15 protein-coding genes and 1 pseudogene are annotated in these 17099 nt (G+C 67.7%); 9 read left to right on the plus strand and 7 right to left on the minus strand.

Features of this window, described 5'->3' with window-relative positions; genetic code table 11:
• Positions 1 to 2 precede the first annotated feature (2 nt).
• The 4 genes and pseudogenes from ACZ6S6_RS04785 to ACZ6S6_RS04800 all read left to right on the plus strand — a co-directional run bounded on the left by ACZ6S6_RS04785 (position 3) and on the right by ACZ6S6_RS04800 (position 4069).
• Positions 3 to 1361, plus strand: coding sequence for a GH1 family beta-glucosidase (locus tag ACZ6S6_RS04785; RefSeq protein ID WP_469703991.1), 1359 nt, complete (start codon positions 3 to 5; stop codon positions 1359 to 1361).
• 408 nt (positions 1362 to 1769) lie between these two features.
• Positions 1770 to 1964: pseudogene (locus ACZ6S6_RS04790) on the plus strand (NAD(P)-binding domain-containing protein); the annotation flags it as partial.
• Between the two features lie 383 nt (positions 1965 to 2347).
• Entirely contained in the window at positions 2348 to 3787 is a 1440-nt protein-coding gene (gene gndA / locus ACZ6S6_RS04795) for an NADP-dependent phosphogluconate dehydrogenase (RefSeq protein ID WP_469703993.1), read from the plus strand.
• Positions 3788 to 3862: 75 nt separating this feature from the next.
• Positions 3863 to 4069 (plus strand): 3-hydroxyacyl-CoA dehydrogenase family protein, encoded by a 207-nt coding sequence (locus tag ACZ6S6_RS04800; RefSeq protein WP_469703995.1) that lies wholly within the window; start codon positions 3863 to 3865, stop codon positions 4067 to 4069.
• 279 nt (positions 4070 to 4348) lie between these two features.
• Here the strand turns inward: ACZ6S6_RS04800 and ACZ6S6_RS04805 are convergent, their stop codons facing one another.
• Positions 4349 to 5437, minus strand: coding sequence for an IS630 family transposase (locus ACZ6S6_RS04805; protein WP_469703997.1), 1089 nt, complete (start codon positions 5435 to 5437; stop codon positions 4349 to 4351).
• A gap of 103 nt (positions 5438 to 5540) precedes the next feature.
• On the opposite strand from ACZ6S6_RS04805, the gene ACZ6S6_RS04810 reads away from it, so the two are divergent.
• Positions 5541 to 7952, plus strand: a complete 2412-nt coding sequence (locus ACZ6S6_RS04810) for an NACHT domain-containing protein (protein WP_469704000.1) — start codon at positions 5541 to 5543, stop codon at positions 7950 to 7952.
• A 45-nt stretch (positions 7953 to 7997) separates the two neighbouring features.
• Here ACZ6S6_RS04810 and ACZ6S6_RS04815 read toward each other — a convergent pair whose 3' ends face one another.
• From ACZ6S6_RS04815 to ACZ6S6_RS04830, 4 genes are all read right to left on the minus strand, one after another.
• Complete coding sequence (locus ACZ6S6_RS04815; RefSeq protein WP_469704002.1) at positions 7998 to 8375, minus strand: hypothetical protein; 378 nt, start codon at positions 8373 to 8375, stop codon at positions 7998 to 8000.
• Positions 8372 to 8761: a hypothetical protein gene (locus tag ACZ6S6_RS04820; RefSeq protein WP_469704005.1), complete on the minus strand. Its 390-nt coding sequence runs from the start codon at positions 8759 to 8761 to the stop codon at positions 8372 to 8374. Before ACZ6S6_RS04820 ends, ACZ6S6_RS04815 begins: the two co-directional genes overlap by 4 nt.
• A gap of 153 nt (positions 8762 to 8914) precedes the next feature.
• Positions 8915 to 9931 carry a transposase family protein gene (locus ACZ6S6_RS04825; RefSeq protein WP_469704007.1) on the minus strand — a complete coding sequence of 339 codons (1017 nt, stop codon included), beginning with the start codon at positions 9929 to 9931 and terminating at the stop codon, positions 8915 to 8917.
• A gap of 277 nt (positions 9932 to 10208) precedes the next feature.
• Positions 10209 to 10826, minus strand: a complete 618-nt coding sequence (locus ACZ6S6_RS04830; protein ID WP_469704009.1) for a DUF6624 domain-containing protein — start codon at positions 10824 to 10826, stop codon at positions 10209 to 10211.
• A 153-nt stretch (positions 10827 to 10979) separates the two neighbouring features.
• On the opposite strand from ACZ6S6_RS04830, the gene ACZ6S6_RS04835 reads away from it, so the two are divergent.
• Positions 10980 to 11459: a hypothetical protein gene (locus tag ACZ6S6_RS04835; RefSeq protein WP_469704012.1), complete on the plus strand. Its 480-nt coding sequence runs from the start codon at positions 10980 to 10982 to the stop codon at positions 11457 to 11459.
• Between the two features lie 93 nt (positions 11460 to 11552).
• Here ACZ6S6_RS04835 and ACZ6S6_RS04840 read toward each other — a convergent pair whose 3' ends face one another.
• Positions 11553 to 12101: an ATP-binding protein gene (locus ACZ6S6_RS04840; RefSeq protein WP_469704014.1), complete on the minus strand. Its 549-nt coding sequence runs from the start codon at positions 12099 to 12101 to the stop codon at positions 11553 to 11555.
• A gap of 317 nt (positions 12102 to 12418) precedes the next feature.
• On the opposite strand from ACZ6S6_RS04840, the gene ACZ6S6_RS04845 reads away from it, so the two are divergent.
• A complete protein-coding gene (locus ACZ6S6_RS04845; RefSeq protein ID WP_469704016.1) occupies positions 12419 to 13228 on the plus strand; it encodes an SDR family NAD(P)-dependent oxidoreductase in 810 nt (269 codons plus the stop codon).
• A 9-nt stretch (positions 13229 to 13237) separates the two neighbouring features.
• On the opposite strand, the gene ACZ6S6_RS04850 is transcribed toward ACZ6S6_RS04845, so the two are convergent.
• On the minus strand, positions 13238 to 14623 hold the full coding sequence (locus ACZ6S6_RS04850; RefSeq protein ID WP_469704019.1) for a hypothetical protein: 1386 nt from the start codon (positions 14621 to 14623) through the stop codon (positions 13238 to 13240).
• A gap of 212 nt (positions 14624 to 14835) precedes the next feature.
• On the opposite strand from ACZ6S6_RS04850, the gene ACZ6S6_RS04855 reads away from it, so the two are divergent.
• Both ACZ6S6_RS04855 and ACZ6S6_RS04860 read left to right on the plus strand, forming a co-directional pair.
• A complete protein-coding gene (locus ACZ6S6_RS04855; protein WP_469704021.1) occupies positions 14836 to 16356 on the plus strand; it encodes a radical SAM protein in 1521 nt (506 codons plus the stop codon).
• 16 nt (positions 16357 to 16372) lie between these two features.
• Entirely contained in the window at positions 16373 to 17050 is a 678-nt protein-coding gene (locus ACZ6S6_RS04860; protein WP_469704023.1) for an aspartate racemase/maleate isomerase family protein, read from the plus strand.
• Positions 17051 to 17099: the final 49 nt, after the last annotated feature.

Consider the following 17099-nt stretch of genomic DNA (forward strand, 5'->3'; position numbering starts at 1 on the left):
CCGTGAACGACCTGAGCGCCCTCCCGGCCGACTTCGCCTGGGGCGTCGCCACCGCCGCGTACCAGATCGAGGGGGCCGTGGCGGAGGACGGCCGGGCCCCGTCGATCTGGGACACGTTCTCCCACATCCCCGGCAAGGTGGCCGGCGACGAAACCGGCGACGTGGCCTGCGACCACTACCACCGGGTCCCCGAGGACATCGCCCTGATCAAGGAGGTGGGGGCGGGCGCCTACCGCTTCTCGCTCGCCTGGCCGCGGATCGTCCCGGGCGGCGACGGCCCCGTCAACAAGGCCGGGCTCGACTTCTACGACCGGCTGGTCGACGGCCTCCTCGACGCCGGGATCACCCCGTTCGCCACGCTCTACCACTGGGACCTCCCGCAGGCGCTCCAGGACCGCGGCGGCTGGACGGTCCGGGAGACCGCGGAGCACTTCGCCGCGTACACCTCGGTCGTCGTGGAGCGCCTCGGCGACCGGGTGAAGGACTGGGCGACCCTCAACGAGCCGCTCTGCTCGGCCTGGATCGGTCATCTGGAGGGCACGATGGCGCCGGGTCTCACCGACCTGACCGCCGCCGTCCGGGCCTCGTACCACCTGCACCTGGGGCACGGTCTGGCCGTGCGGGCGATCCGCGCCGCATCCTCGGACGCCCGCGTCGGCATCGTCAACAACCTCAGCCCGGTGGAGGCCGCCACCGACCGCGAGGCGGACCGGGCGGCGGCGGTGCGCGGCGACGGGCACGTCAACCGCTGGTGGCTCGACCCGATCCTCGGGCGCGGCTACCCGCAGGACATGGTCGACCTGTACGGGGTCGAACTCCCGGTGCGACCGGGCGACATGGACATCATCGCGGCGCCGCTCGACTGGCTGGGCGTGAACTACTACTTCCGCCAGGTCGTCACCGCCGACGCGACCGGCCCCGTCCCGCACGCCAAGCAGGTCTACCTGCCCGGCTCCCGCCACACCCACATGGACTGGGAGGTGCACGCTGAGGGCCTGGAGCAGCTGTTGCTGCGCCTGACCGAGGAGTACGGCGTGCAGCGCGTCTACGTCACCGAGAACGGCTCGGCGTACCAGGACGTCGTCCTGGCCGACGGTTCGGTGCACGACCCCGAGCGCACCCGGTACCTGGAGGAGCATCTCGCCGCCTGTGCGCGGGCCGTCCGCAAGGGTGCGCCGCTCGCCGGGTACTTCGCCTGGTCGCTGCTGGACAACTTCGAGTGGGCGTACGGCTACGACAAACGGTTCGGCCTGGTCCACGTCGACTACGCGACGCAGCGCCGCACCGTCAAGAGCAGCGGCCGCCGCTACGCCGAGCTGATCCGCGAGGCGGCGGCGGGCCGCTCGGGCAAGACCGCCTGAACGCCGGTCCCGGCACGCCACGAGTCCGCGGGGGTCACGGATTTCCGTGACCCCCGCGGACTTGCGCACCACACCGACAGCGGGGATGGGACGGTGCGGGCGGTCGTACGAGATCAGCAGCCCGGCTCGGGCGCGGAACTCGATCGGGAGAGCGCTCTCCGAACCATGGCCAGTGTTGCGCCGTCGCTCAGGGAGTGTCAAGAGTGGGAAGGACGCCTGATGATCGAGGCGCGGGACAGCGGGCCTCGGTGCGGCACTGCGACAGTTCGACAGGGCGCCGGTGCGCACCCGGCTCCGTCCCCTGGACAGGCCGTCCCCCGGTCCCGTATCCATACTGGACATCGCGGCATCTCAGCATCCCGGCACCCCGGCACCCCGGCATCCCCAACAGATTGCAGGAGCACTCAGATGAGCGGCACCGCGCAGATCGGCGTCACCGGACTCGCAGTGATGGGCCGCAACCTGGCCCGCAACTTCGCCCGCAACGGCTTCACGGTCGCGGTGCACAACCGCACGGCCGCGAAGACCGATGCCCTGGTCAAGGAATTCGGCGACGAGGGGTCCTTCGTCGCCGCGCACTCGCCGCAGGAGTTCGTCGCGGCTGCTGCGCCCAGCGGTTGAGGTCAGCCACGCAGAACTTCAGCTTTCCCCCGAAGTAGTACCTGGGGATCCCGTGCCGTCGGGACTCTTCGATACATCCATCGTTCCGTCATATCGAGGTAGATCGCGGCATCCGCGACTCCAACATAGCGACGCTCCACGTCACGCCTCCTTCAGTATGACCAGTCCGAGGAACGGTCTACACGTCATCTACGGCCGCACCAACCCAACGTGTCGGTGAGAGTCGGACGAGGGCGTCCGGGGAACTCCCCGACACCAAGGCGACCCAAAGGCCGCAAACGACTGAGCGTCGTAGGCTCGAATCCCGTATCAGCACGAAGGTCCGTCAATGCGCGGGACACGACACAACCGAAGGCAGGGTCATCATGAGTAGCACAGCCCAGATCGGTGTCACCGGACTCGCGGTGATGGGCCTCAACCTGGCCCGCAACTTCGCCCGCAACGGGTACACCGTGGCCCTCCACAACCGCACCACGGCGAAGACACTCGCCCTCGTCGAGGAGTTCGGCGACGAGGGAGACTTCGTCGCCACCGAGTCCGCCGAGGACTTCGTCGCGGCACTGGAGCGCCCTCGGCGCTTGGTGGTCATGGTGAAGGCCGGCGACCCGACGGACGCGGTGATCGCGGAGTTTGCCCCGCTCCTCGAACCCGGCGACATGATCATCGACGGCGGCAACGCCCACTTCGCCGACACCCGCCGCCGCGAGAAGGATCTGCGCGACCAGGGCATCCACTTCGTCGGCACCGGCGTCTCCGGCGGCGAGGAGGGCGCCCTCAACGGGCCCAGCATCATGCCAGGCGGCAGCAAGGAGTCCTACGCCTCCCTGGGCCCCATGCTGGAGAAGATCTCCGCAAAGGCTAAGGACGGCGACCCCTGCGTCACCCACATCGGCCCCGACGGGGCGGGCCACTTCGTTAAAATGGTACATAACGGGATTGAATATGCCGATATGCAGCTGATCGGCGAGGCGTACCAGTTGCTGCGCGACGTGGCGGGCTACTCCCCAGCCGAGATCGCGGACATCATCCGCACCTGGAACACCGGGCGGCTCGACTCCTACCTCATCGAGATCACCGCGGAGGTGCTCTCCCACGTCGACGCCGCCACCGGCAATCCCTTCGTAGACGTGGTACTCGACCAGGCCGAGCAGAAGGGAACCGGTCGCTGGACCGTACAGATCGCCCTCGACCTGGGCGTTCCCGTCTCCGCCATCGCCGAGGCCGTCTTCGCCCGCTCCGTCTCCGGCCACGCCAGCCTCCGCGAGGCCTCCCGCCACCTGGCCGGCCCCACGGCAAACACCCTGAGCAAGGACGAGGCGGCAGCCTTCGCCGACCAGGTCGAACAGGCCCTGTACGCCTCGAAGATCGTCGCCTACACCCAGGGCTTCCACCAGATCGCCGCCGGCAGCGAGCAATACGACTGGAACATCAACCTCGGCAAGGTCGCCGCCATCTGGCGCGGCGGCTGCATCGTCCGCGCCGCATTCCTCGACAGGATCACGAGCGCCTACGAGGCGCAGCCCCAGTTGCCCAGCCTCCTCGCCGACAAGAGCTTCGCCGAGGAGATCGCCGCCGCGCAGGACGACTGGCGCACCGTGATCACCACCGCCGTCACCCAGGGCGTCCCCACCCCGGCATTCGCCGCCACCCTCGCCTACTACGACTCCCTGCGCGCCGAACGCCTCCCCGCCGCCCTCACCCAGGGCCAACGCGACTACTTCGGCGCACACACCTACCACCGCACCGACCGCGAGGGCACCTTCCACACCCTCTGGGGCAGCGACAAGACCGAAACCGAAAGCTGACCGACCACCCGCAAATGCCGACGCCGGAGCGGAATCGCCTCAGCGGCGATCGGGACGCTGAAGAGACCAGAGGAGATGGACGGGGCCACGCTCCCGTCCGTCGCACCGCGGCGCACAAGGGCGCAAGGCGGAAGAACGCCCACATCCACAGCCGGCACTCATGTCCTCTTGTACGCCGAGTACAAGGAGCCCTTGTACGCCGCTCCCCCGCTGCTCCAGCGCATGGTGGACGCGGGCCGGCTCGGCCGGAAGACGGGGTCGGGGTTCTACCCGTACGCCTGACCGTCCTACCGGTGGGCCCGGCGCTCACGCCGCTGGGCCCGCCGGGGCACGTTGCTCGAGGTCATGACCGTGTATGGCCCCGAACAGGCTCGTCTCCTTCTGCCGACCCGACGCCCTGCCGGAGCGCTACAGAGCGACGGCGCGGCTGCGCGTGCCCGAAGCCCAGGGCCTTTCAGCGCTGTCGCAGCCTTCCGTGCTTGTACTGCGAAAACTCCCTCGGATGTCCCTCCGACAGAGCTGAAAGTCCCTGAAAAGTCCCTGGCGACTCAGACCCGGAACCTAGTGTCCTGAGTCGTTAATTCGTGTGCAGTATGCGGCGAGTGTGTCGAGGATGTCGTCGGCGGTCTTCGTCCAGACGAACGGTTTGGGGTCCTTGTTCCACTCGTTGATCCAGCGGCGGATGTCCCGTTCGAGTTCGACGACGCTGCGGTGGGCCGAGCGGCGGAGTTTGCGGGAGGTCAGCTCGGCGAACCAGCGCTCGACGAGGTTGAGCCAGGACGCCGAGGTGGGGGTGAAGTGCAGGTGGAAGCGGGGGTGACGCAGCAGCCACTTCTTGACCGGCTCGGTCTTGTGGGTGGCGTAGTTGTCCAGGACCAGGTGGAGTTCGAGGTGCTGGGGGACAGCTGCGTCGATGACCTTCAGGAAGCGGAGGAACTCCTGGTGGCGGTGGCGGCGGTAGTGCTGGGCGATGACCGAGCCGGAGGCGATGTCCAGGGCCGCGAACAGGCTGCTCGTGCCATGCCGGACATAGTCATGGGTCATCCTCGCCGGCGTGGTCGGTGCCATCGGCAGCACGGGCTGAGTTCGGTCCAGGGCCTGTATCTGCGACTTCTCGTCCACCGCCAGGACCAGGGCGTTCTCCGGCGGTGAAAGGTAAATGCCCACCACGTCACGGACCTTGGTCACGAACTGCGGATCGGTCGACAGCTTCCAGGTCTCCACGATGTGGGGCTTGAGGCCGAACGCCCGCCAGATCCGCGAGACGGCCGACTGCGACATGCCCTCCGTCTCGGCCATCGAACGCGTCGACCAGTGCGAATCACCGGTCGGCGGCGTCTGGCCGAGCGTCCTGGCGACCATGGCTTCGACCTGCTCGTCCGTGATCCTGCGCGGGGCCCCCGAGCGCGGCCGGTCCACCAGGCCCTCCAGCCGGTCCGCGGCGAACCGGGACCGCCACTTGCGCACCGTCTCCCGCGAGACACCCAGGTCATCCGCGACCCGCGCGTTCGGCAAGCCCTCCGCACACGCCAGCACGATCCTCGACCGCAGCACCAGTGCCTGCGACGCGGTCTGCTTGCGCAACCAGCCCCGCAGCACCCGGCGTTCGCGATCGGACAACTCCAGCGACAACGGCTTCGGACCAGGCATCACCCCACCCTATAACCGCAAGCAAACTAACAACTCAGGACACTAGGGACAAGCGAACCCTCAACGCTCGTCCCCTGCTGAGTATCAACAGGACTTAGCTCAGATGATCCTCAAGCAGCCGACGGCGCGTCAGGTATGTCGGCATCATCGGAGGATGCTGACAAATGCAGTGCGCCGTGATCGGCGCAAGTGGCAGGTCGTAGCGGCCACCAGCGCAGTGGCGATCTTGGGGAGCCTGGTCTTCACCGTATGGGCCATTGCCACAGGCGAGCAGCTTTCGCGTCTCGACATTGCGACTCTTCTCGGTGTGCCGATCGCCGTGATCGGTCTGGCGGTCGCTGCTGAGGCGCTGCGTAGGTCGGTTGAGGGCAAAGAGGCCGAACTAGCCCGCACCAATGCTAATCGGCTGGCCAAAGAGGTCTGGCGCAGTGAAAGCCAGGTAAAGAATCAACTGCTTGGTGCCGACACCCAGCGCATCAATCTCACCTATGACCTGCAGCCCGCGACCGCACGGGCCGCGACGGCTCCGGAGGCCGGGCGCACGTTCGCCGATGAACACGCCACTCTGCCTAATGTTCTGCAGTACTACCACTCCACCCAACACAAGCGCCTGGTCGTCACCGGGGCTGCCGGGGCGGGCAAGACTGTCCTGGCCCTGGAACTCATGCTCGCCCTCATCGACGGTCGGGCTGACGGCGAGCGCGTCCCAGTCCGGATCTCGCTGGCTCAGTGGGACACCACTCAGCCCCTGTCCACCCTGCTGGTACAGCGTCTGGTCGACGCCTATGGATTCACTTCCAGGGAGGCTAACGGGCTGATCGATCGTGAACTGGTGCTACCGGTGCTGGATGGACTGGACGAGATGGACCGCCCGCGTCCGGACGGCACCCCCGACCCGGAAGCGCCCCGCGCCCGCGCGGCCCTAGAGCAGCTCAATGGCTACCGTGATGGTTCGGCGCCAGGCCCCCTCGTACTGACCTGTCGCACCGGACACTACGACGCCCTCGCTCCCGTCCCCATCTCCGAATCCCGACTGATCGATGCCGCCCGCGTCGTCATTGCCCCCATCGACACCCGCCGTGCCATCAATTATCTCCGTGGCCGGATGATGGACGCTCACCGCTGGCAACGGCTGATCGACCACCTCGACACCCAGCCCACCAGCCCTCTCGCCACCACCCTGTCCACGCCCTGGCGACTGTGTCTGACCGCCACCGTCTACCGCGACGAAGGCAACCCCTCAGAACTCCTCGACCACACCAACGAGGACGACCTCGACCAGCACCTCCTGTCCCGCTACATCCCCGCCGTCATCGGCGAATCCCCCAACCCCCACGACTACAAGCACGACGACGTCCACCGCTGGCTCCACCACCTCACTCGGCACCTCGCCGACACCCCCACAAGCGCCCCAGCCACCGACATCACCCTCCACCGCCTCTGGACCCTCGCCGGTACCACCCGCGTCCGCATCGCCGACGTCATCCTCACCTTCCTCGTCATCGCTCCTGCCTGCTACCTCGGCCTCGTCCCGGACCTCTACCTGGGCCCCGAAGCCTTCTGGGGCTTCAGCCATGAAGGCGGCGTCCTCCTAGCCATCGGTATGGCCGCGTTCGCCAGCCTCGTCATCTTCCGACCCACACCCAGTCCCAACCGTCTCCATATCAACAGGGGAACGCTCCAGGGTCGGTTCAGGACCAGATTCTGGGCCGGATTCAAAGCCTGGTTCGCCGTCGGCCTTGTGGTCGGTCTTGCGTTCGGTGTCGGCAACAACTTGATGAGTTCCGAAACCACCGGGGAAGAGGTCTTAATTTTCATCACCTTCTCAGGGATAACTCTAGGGGTCGTGACTGGTCTCATCGGCGGTTCAATGAGTGGGCTTGCAGGTGGGTTCGCAGGTGGATTCAAAGCTTGGTTTAGGGGGAGTTTCACTGTTGGATTCGTGTTCTGTGGCTTGTTCTATCTCGTGTTTGTGTACTTGGGCGATGACGACTTCCCATCTGGCGGATTCCTGTTTGGTGCGACCGCGGTGAGCATGCTGCTGGGGCTCGTTGGCGGTCTTGTAGGTGGGTTCATGCGTGGGTTCAAAGTGGAGCCAACCACCGTGGCCGTGGCCGACCCTCGTGAAGTCATTCGCGGAGACATGGTCTATGGACTTCTGATCGGGCCCCTGGTCGGACTCATGACCGCACTCTTGGTTGGGCTCGTGGTCGGGAGCGTGGCTTGGCTTGATGGACAAGAGGATGCAGTTGGCAACGGGCTTATAGGCGGTATTGCAGTTGGGGTCGCGGCCGGATGTGTGGTCGGACTCGCGAGCGGTTTCGGTCGTGCGGCACGGAGGTACACGGTGTTCCTGCTGTGCTCCCGCGGCAAGCTGCCCTTCCGCCTCTGGGCCTTCCTCGACTGGGCCGTCAAAGCAGGCCTCCTTCGTTACAGCGGGTCCGGCTACCAGTTCCGCCACCGCGAGCTACAGCAATGGCTCGCCGATAACCCTCGCCCTCTTCCTCGCCCCTGAGCACCGGCGCTAGGGATTTCCTTTTACCGTAGACGCGGGCGGGTGTCATAGCGCTTCGCGTAGGGCCTGGGAAAGAAAGTCATTTGCAGCATTTCCAGGGTGGTTGACCCGCTGTGCGAACAGCGTCCGACCGCCGGCCTGGAACCGTAGCGCCTTGGCTCGGCGAGGGCGGATCACGTGGGGCCTGGTCCCCTTGATGACGTAGATGCTGGCCGGGTGGGTTGAGGTGATGACGGCCTGCATACCGCGCCCGGTCCCCTCGACCCGCATCGTGATGCCGTCACCCATACTGCCTGGTGCCAACTGTCGGGCCCGTGCCGCGACTGGGCGTGCGCGCCGTCGCAGGATGGGCTCACCGAGCCCGCCCGGCCGGCGCAACGCCCGCTCCAGCCGGGACGCGTCGATGCTGACTTCAACGCTCATGGCGAGTCGTCCTCCGGGCAAGGGGCGCAGCCAGGCAGGGCGACGATGACGCGCTGCTCGATGCCGACGCATCCGCCCTGGGGTCCGATGATCTTCTGCTGGCCCATCAGGAAACGGCGTCCTCGGCGGCCGCCGGTCTTGGGCAGGCAGCACATCAAGGCGTTGTAGACGGTGGCCGCATCCACGTGGGTGACCCGGGCGGCGGCGGACAGCTCCTCGCAGGTGGGCGGGCATCCGTTCTCGATGACCGTCGGGACGCACCGCAGGAGGGTGACGACCATCTCCGCAGCCATCGTTGCAGGGGGCTGGCAGCCGCGTGTGCCCTGCACGTTGTCGATTTCCTCCTGCGGGAACCGGGACGTGCCGTAGATCCGGGCGTAGGTCACCGTGAGCTGCCCGCCGGGACCGTCGTCCCCGTTGCACGGATCCGGAGCAGTGAGTGGTGTGCATCGTGAAGTGGCAGGTCACGGGCCTGGTGTGCGTCGGTGTGGGGGTGCTCGCGCTGGTTGTGGGCGGGTGACTTGGGTGAAGATCGTCGGTCAGCGGGTGACTTCCCGGTTCGTCAGGACCAGGAGGGCTCGCACCAGCGCGGTCGCCCACATCGGGTCGGTGCGGACCTTGCCGAGCACGCGCCAGTTCTTCAGGTGCGCGAAGCCGTGCTCGACCGGAGCCCGGACCGCGGCCAGCGCCTTGTTGGACAGCTTCTGTCCCCTGGTCAGGGGCCGGTTGCGGGCCGCCTTGTAGCCGGTGGTCACCGCCGGGTCCGCGTCCGGGTCGCCGTCGTCGAGACCGATGAAGCCCAGGGCGGCGATCGCACCGAGGCCGGCCGTGCGCAGATGGGCGGTCAGTTTGTCGTGGCGGCAGGCAGTGATTTCCGAGTCGGCCGCGCCGGAGACGGTGCCCTGGAGCTGGGCGGCGACCGCGTGATGGCCGGCGTCGGCGAGCAGGTCGACCGGGGTCCGGGCCCGGTAGCGGCGTGTGGCGTGCGGGCTGATCTCAGCGGTCGGCACCGGTGCGCCGAGGACCTTGGTGGTGACCTGCTGGTCGGCCCAGTAGGCGTGGCCCTCCAGCAGGAAGGAGTAGTCGCGGTCGCCGATACCTCGTTGGTCCGGGTAGCGCGTGTTCATCAGCACCCACAGTGAGCCGTCGGCGATGGCGTACTGAGCAAGGTGAGTCATCTCGTGGGCGATGACCTTCTGGAGCACGCGTTCGTCGTCGAGACGGCCTGCTTCTTGAAGTGCCTGGGGAAGGATCACTATCTCGGGCCGGCCGTGGCCGAAATCGACGACCTGAGCACCGATGCTCGGCCACACGATGCGACGGGAGAAACCCGAGGCTGCGGCCTGGGCCTTCGCGCTACGGCGGCTGCTGCGCGGCGGGCGCAGTTCGCGGGCTTCCGCTCGCAGCCGCACTCGGTCCTGCCGCCGGTGCACAGCCCGCCAATTCCGCACGGTCATGGTCCTGATGACCACTGTGTCGGGCAGAGACAGCCCCGTCACCGCCTTGACCACGGGAGCGGTCTGCTCCGTCACGGCGGCGAGACGGTCTGCCAGCACATCAAACCTCGGGCCGGCGTCATGGTGCACAACTGTTCTCATCATCTACCTCGATTGATTGGGCGGTTGATCGTGAACCCGACCCCTACAAGTGCGGGGAAGCCTTAAAAGCAGGAGTCGTCAGAAGGCAGCGCGGCAGACGAGGAGGCGGGACTCCTCGTGGCCGGGAGCCAGGGGTGTGCGGGCAAGTGGAAGGCGCGGTGTCCAGGACGGACAGCAGCCCGGTCATTAGCCACCAGCCGTGTCAGGTTCCGTGCGCGGTGGGCGATGGCGGCGGTCATGCCGCGTCCCCGAGTACGTCGACCGGAGTGCCCGCGTACTCCTTGTTACCGAGGAGCGGTTCCGCCACCAGGCGCTCTCTCAGCCGGTGGAGCGCGGAGGCGACGGGCGGGAGGCTCACCGCGTCTCGGCGGATGTCGAGGTCAGTGGTCGGCTCGGACACGGCCTGCATCTGCGGCCCGCCGGGACCAAGGCAGTACTGCGTCCCGTAGTACTGCGGCCGGCGGGAGTTCAGGAGACACCGGTCGTACAGGTGAGCCCACTGTCGCAGGGATGCGGTACCCCGTTCCACGGCCCCGTACATCAGCCGGGAAGCGAGCCGCTGGAGGTCGGGGCGGGTGTCGGCTCGAAGGGCGATCCTCCACGCCGCTCTGGCTCCGCCCTCCCCCACGAGCGGCACATCCGGCCACCCGTAGTCCGCCATCCTCTGGGCCAGGAGTCCGGCGTTGACGTGGTCGGTATGGCGGCACGCGCCCACCTGCTGGTCGACCACAGAAATCCGGGCCAACCGGGCCCAGTGCTCGTCGCTACAGGCGACACGCCAGACCTCGGTGTCCGGCTCCGGCCGACAGTCATGCAGGACGGTGGCAGCGGCCGACCGCAGGATCGCCTCCACCTCCGGCTCGCCCGGGTGCCGATGCGCAGCGAGCGGGAGCAGGAGTGTGCAGCGGCGCCGGCCAGGACATGGCGCTTGGGGAGCGACACGGACAGGGGAAAGACACCGGCCGTGATCAGCACTCCGAGCCAGTCGGCCGCCAGGACGGCCGGGTTGATCAGCTCCTCCTGGGCCACCACCCTCACCGGGCTTCGAGGAAAGGACGGTTACCAGCCCACCGTTCGTCAGATCCTGGAGAGCCAGGTCGACGCGCTCGGCGGACGCCGGCGCGAGACCGAAGTCAGTCCTGATCCGTGCCCGGGAAGGCATGCTCTCGGGCGGGTAAGTGCCGGCGGCACTGCCCCCGCGAAGCTGGTCGGCGATCTCTTGGACCCGGAGGCCGGGCCGGGTCGCTTCCATCAGGTCCCGCACCAGGCCACGTGCCACCGTACTGACCGCGATGAAGCCCTGTTCGGAACCGACACCGGGCTGCTGCATCCCTGCGATGAGGGCCAGCCGGCGTGCCCGGCCGGACGGGGATCCAGCGGCCTCGCGCTGCCGGGCCCCGGCGACCGGCAGCCAGGGCTTCACCATCCTCCGAACCGCACCCGTGTCACCGCCGTGCTCCCGATCGTCCTGGCGCCCGACCCGTGACAGCGTGTCCAGTCCCGAACGGAACTGGCTGCACTTCGGCACTTCTTCCAGGCTGTCGGGCGCCGGTCCGTCTTCGTTGGTGGCGTTCACGGCTCAGAGGCCCCTGACGCCGACGAGCACACGGCCGAGTAGGAGCGGGCCGGCTCGTCTGGCCTGGGGCTTCTCCCTGTCTCCGGTCGCCGGCGGCAGGCCCGGAAGCCGATCAGCCTGCTCCTCCTCACGGGGATGGCTCATGGGTGAGAGACCGACTTCGGCCCACACGACCTTCCCCGGCCTATCGCGGACCGGGTAGTGGCCCCAGTTGCTGCTCATCACCGCGACGAGGAAGATCCCTCGCCCGCTGGTGGCCTCGACCCCCACTTCCTTCAAGACGGGCGGTCTTTCGTCGTAGTCCCACACCGACACCCTGACGGCCCCGCGGACTACTTCCAGTAGCAGTTCGAAGGTCCGCACCGGGGACTGCGGGGAGTACAGCGAGGTCTGCTCTTCACTCACCTTGGGGTGCCGCACCGCGTTCGTGGTCAGCTCCGAAACGATGAGCTGAACCGTCTCGATCAGGTCGGCGGGCACGCCCCAGTGCAAGAGAACGTCGGCGGTGTGCAACCGTGCCAGGCCCACGGCGTTGGGCGTGGTGGCCAGCATGAGCCTGTTGCTCGGGTGTGGTGCCTGGGACACGGTGTGCCTCCCGAGTTGGGAGAGGAGCGCGGGTTCCGCTGGCTCTCGCTCGTTTCGTGGTGAGGACCGCCCGACCCGGTTTCAGCGACTGAGTGACGGGTGGATCAGGATCCCGGGTGCGGGTCGTCGCCCCGGTTCGCTGAGCAGGTGCCGGCTGTTCGCCGCGCTGCTGGCCCTGAGCCGGGTACGCCCATAAGAGAACCGCTCGAAAGTCCCGGTAAGAAGGGGGTACGGAGGTTGTCTCCGCCCACGCGGGTTGGCACGGTTGGTGAAGGGTTGCGCAGATGACGGATACAGAGCATGACCGCGGACAGCGAGCGGCGACGGGGCTGTTGGCAGGCCGCCGCATTGTGGTGACCGGTGGCTCCAGAGGGCTGGGGGAACACGTCGTGCGCCGCCTTCTGTCCGAAGGAGCGCGGGTGGCGACGTGTGCCCGGAAGCCCGAGCCGCTGGAGGCCCTTCGCCGATCGCTCGACTCGTCGGCGGGGCTGTTCGTGCGGTCTCTGGACGTCACCGTCCCGGAGCTGCTGGAACGGTTCGTGGAGGACGCCGTCTCAGCGCTGGGTGGGCTGGACGGTGTCGTCGCATGTGCAGGCGGTGCGCGCGGGCGGGGAATCACCGAGGCTTCTGCCGAGGACTGGGCGGCGACGTGGCAGATGAACGTCGGCCACGTCGCCCGGCTGATTGCTTCGAGTACCCCGTACCTGCGGGAAGCAGACGGTGGATCGATCGTCGTGGTGGCCTCGGTCTCCGGATGGAAGCCGGGCCCTCAAGCTCAGTACGGTTCGGCGAAGGCGGCCCAGATCCACATGGTGGCGTCCCTGGCGAGGGAGCTGGCACCGTGCGGTATCCGCGTGAACGCGGTCTCCCCCGGATCGATGCTTATCCCGGGCAAGCGGTGGGATCGGATGCGCCGGGAGGACCCGCCGGCCTTCGACCGGTTCCGTACGGAGTTCCCGGGGGGAGAGCTGGTGCGGCCGGAGGAGGTGGCGGACGTGATCACCTTCCTGCTCTCGGACCAGTCGCGGGCCGTGACCGGGATCAACCTACCCGTCGACAGAGGCCAGAACGCGCCGACGCCGGAGGGCTATTGACCGCCGTCTTCAGGCTGCTGTGCCGAGTATCGGTCGGGCCTTTCGCTCGAAGTCGCGTACGACGGCTTCGCCCCGGTGAGGGGCAAGGCGAGTGCGGAAGTCGCGAAGGGCCTGAACGGACCGCTCGCTATGAACGCCGGTAAGGAGATCCACAGCGTTGCTCGCGGTGCCTACCGCCTCGTCCAGCCTGTTCTGTTGGAGGAACGCGGTCGCAAGCACCGAGCGGCTGATGGCCTGCCGACGGCGCCGGTCACCGTTCGCCTCGACAGAGGCCAGGGCGAGGCGCTCGGCCTGGCCCGCCTCGTTGAGATCGCGATGAACCAGGGAGGCTTCGGCCTCCAGATAGTGGTGATCCAGGAAGCGAACCCAGGGCGATTCCTCTGCCGGCCCCCGGCTTGCCTCCAGGTCCCTACCGGCCTCCAGGAGGGATGTCGTCGCGCGCCGGGAGTCGCCCAGGACTGCGTATCCGCGGGCGGCCATGGCGTGCAAGCGCATGAGCCCGAGCGGGCTTCCCGCGGACTTGGCAGTCGCGATACCCGCTCGGGCCAGCGAAACTCCTTCGTTGGGGTTGCCGAGGCTGGTGGCGAGGTGTGACATGCCGGCCAGGATCTGTCCGCCGAGCACGCGGTCGCCGCCTTCGGCGCACAGTCTGAGCGCCTGGATCATGTAGCGCTCCGCGAGTCCGTAGTCGGCGGAGTCGTACGAGCACCAACCGGCCATCGCCGCCAGCTTCGCGGCCGAGGTGTAGAGGGGACGGCGCTGGTGCGAAGGCAGGCTGCGTTGCTGGAGCATGGGGGCGAGTTCGGTGCTCAGATAGTGGACGATGCTCGCTCGGACTCCGCCGCCGCCGAATCGGTTGTCCATCTCGTCGAACATCTCGATCATCGCCTGGACCTGCTCGGCAGGACCGCTGCTGGCCACCACTGCAAGCCGGGGAGCTTGGTCATCCTCCAAGAGCCACAGCAGCCAGTGCCGTTGCGGGTCCAGGAGGGCGGTCGCGACGTACGGCACTGAGCCGAGGAGGCTGCGCCGTGAAATGTCGGTCGAGCCAAGCTCCGCGAGCGTATGAAGTGTTTCACTCACGTCTTCACGGTACGTCAAGGCCCGTGCGACCACGGGTCTCTGGGACTGCTCGGCGAAGCCGATGTCCACGGGGGAAACAGGGCGGCTCAAGAACCCGGCCAGGGCTGCGGCGATGAACTCCGGGGCGCGGTCTCGCGGGGTCATCCCTTGCAACCAACGGGTCACCGAAGCCTTGTCGTAGCGCAGCACCTCGTTCTGTAGTGCGCCCAGTTCGTTGACCTTGCGCGCCAAAGCGGCATGCGAACACCCGGCCTCCAGGAGCACCGCCGCGAACGCGGCGTTGGCCTCGCCACCCGCCCTTGAACTAACCATGTGCAGATGATGCCTTGTGGATCACCCTGCGTCCCAGCCTTCGGACAGAGAGCCACGGAAGTACAACCCCCGTACAACCGAACAACCCCGTGCACCTCTCCTCCTGAGCCGTGCCAACGCCGACACTGAGAGGACTGCGGGGCCCACGGCACTTCCCGGCGAGGACGCCGTTGGAACACCGCCGATGCCCTCAGCGATGGAGGGAGATCCGTATGCAGCCTGTAGTGATCTTGGACTGCTTCACCGTCGAGCCGAGTGGTCTCGGCGTACCGCCCTACCTGTCGACCTACGTCCGGAACGCCTGGTCGGCTCTGCGGCGGGCTCGGCCGGAGACGGACGTCCGGTACGTGACCATCGACGACGTCCGCTGGTGCCTGGCCGGAGGCAAGCCCAGCGTCGAACCGCCCCTGAGTGACCGGCTCACGTACTCCACCACTGTCAACCGGGATGCTGCCGTGCAGTTCCTGCGGGATGCCGAGATCGTGATCGTCATCGCCGGGGACGCCGTTCCGTCCGTCCATCTGCACGCCGTGAACGGGTCGTTCGAGGAGATCGGTCGCGCACTCGCCTGCACACGCGGCCGTCGGTATCTGCTCGGTCCGCTGTCCGCCTACGCCTTGGCCTCCCCTGCGGAGTACGCGGGGTTGTTCGACGCCGTCCACACCCACACTGTGACGTCCGGCGACCTCCTGCTCGGCAGTCGACGCCCGGCCGACTACGAGCAGATGCGACGAGAGCGCGACTCGTTCGCCGGCCTCGTCGAGCAGATGCCCTGGCGCCCGATCGCCGAGCTGGAGCTGTACCGCGGCTGCACCCGACGCAGGTTCTGCGACTTCTGCAACGAACCGGCGAAGTCACCCGCCGTCGCCTTCCGCGAGGTCGACGACGTCGTCGACGAGGCGACCCAGCTCTACGCTGCCGGCATCCGGAACTTCCGGCTGGGTCAGCAGACTTGTTTCTTCTCCTACCGTAACCGCGACGAGGACGCGATCCGCGCCCTGCTCAGCGGCATCCGCGAGCACTGCCCCGAGCTGGAAGTGCTCCACATCGACAACGCCGACCCGCTGGCCGTCGCCGCCCCAGTTGGGCTGCGCATCGCCAAGCTGGTGGCGGACTTCTGTACCGAGGGCAACTGCGCGCCCATGGGGATCGAGAGCTTCGATCCGGCCGTTATCGAGCGCAACACCCTTACCTGCACGCCTGAAATCCTGGTGCGCGCAGTCGAGCACGTGAACACGGCGGGTGCCGTACGCGGCCCCGGTGGTCTGCCGATGCTCCTACCGGGGCTGAACCTGATCTATGGCCTCCCCGGGGAGACCCATGGCACCCACGTGGCGAACCTTCGCGGACTGGCCGGGATTCTCGACGCCGGCCTGCTCTGCCACCGGACGAACGTGCGCCGGGCGCGGGCGTTCCCCGGCACCCCGCTCGCCGCACTCGTTGAGCAGGAGCCGCTCCCGTCGGCCGAGCACTTCACATCGTGGAAGGCGGACATCGATTTCACCTGGGACCAGCCGATGAAGGAGCGGGTCTACCCGATCGGCCTGCGCGTGCCGGGGCTCCACTCCTACTTCATCAGCGATGAGGGCACCTACTGGCGGCGGCTGGGCTCGTACTCCATCCAGGTAGTCGAGCGCGGCGCGACGGTGCCGCTCGGGACTACTGGTGATCTGGTGGTCACCGGCCACTCGCCGCGCATGGTCTTCGGAGAGCCCGTTGCGTCGCCTTCCTGACGGGTCGCTCACGACGTTGGCGGCCCTGGACGCGGCGGCGGACCGCCCCAGACGCGCGGGTCTGCTGCTGCCCTGGGCCAACGTCGCCGTGGAGACAGAGTTGGCCCGCCTCGGTATGCGCCACACAGTCTTTCACCACGCCCGGCTCGTACCCGCGTCCCGTACGACGGCGATCGACGGTTCGTTCTGGCGCGGCTTACGCGAGGCATCGTCTCAGGCACTGGACTCGTTGTCGCACGTCCCGCTCGACGTGGTGATGCTGGCATGCACGTCGGCCGGCTTCACCGGCGGACCGCCTCTGCCGAGCAGTGTGTTCACGGCCTTCGACGCCCTCCTGCAGGCTCTGGCTGAGACAGCAGTGGCACGTATTGTTCTCGTCACTCCATACCCCGCCCCGGTGACCGAGACGGAAGCTGCGGCATTCACGGCAGCCGGCGTGGAGGTCCTGGCCCACACAAGTCTCGGCCTGACCGACAACTACCCCGAGGTCACGTCCGAACAGGTCCTTGCCTTGGTGGAGACACTCCCCTCGGCCGCCGTCGAAGCCGCAAGGGCGCTGGTTCTGTCGTGCACCGGTTGGCACACCCTGCCGGTGATCGCCGAACTGGAGCACCGGTTCGAGATGCCGGTGCTGTCGTCCAACCTCGCCATGGCACTGCTGGCCGCCCGAATCCCTGCTGGAGCCGGTTCATGAAGATCGAACGAATGAAGCCCAAGCCGATTGAAATTCGACGTGTTCACCG

Source organism: Streptomyces sp. NPDC048671 (assembly GCF_055587045.1).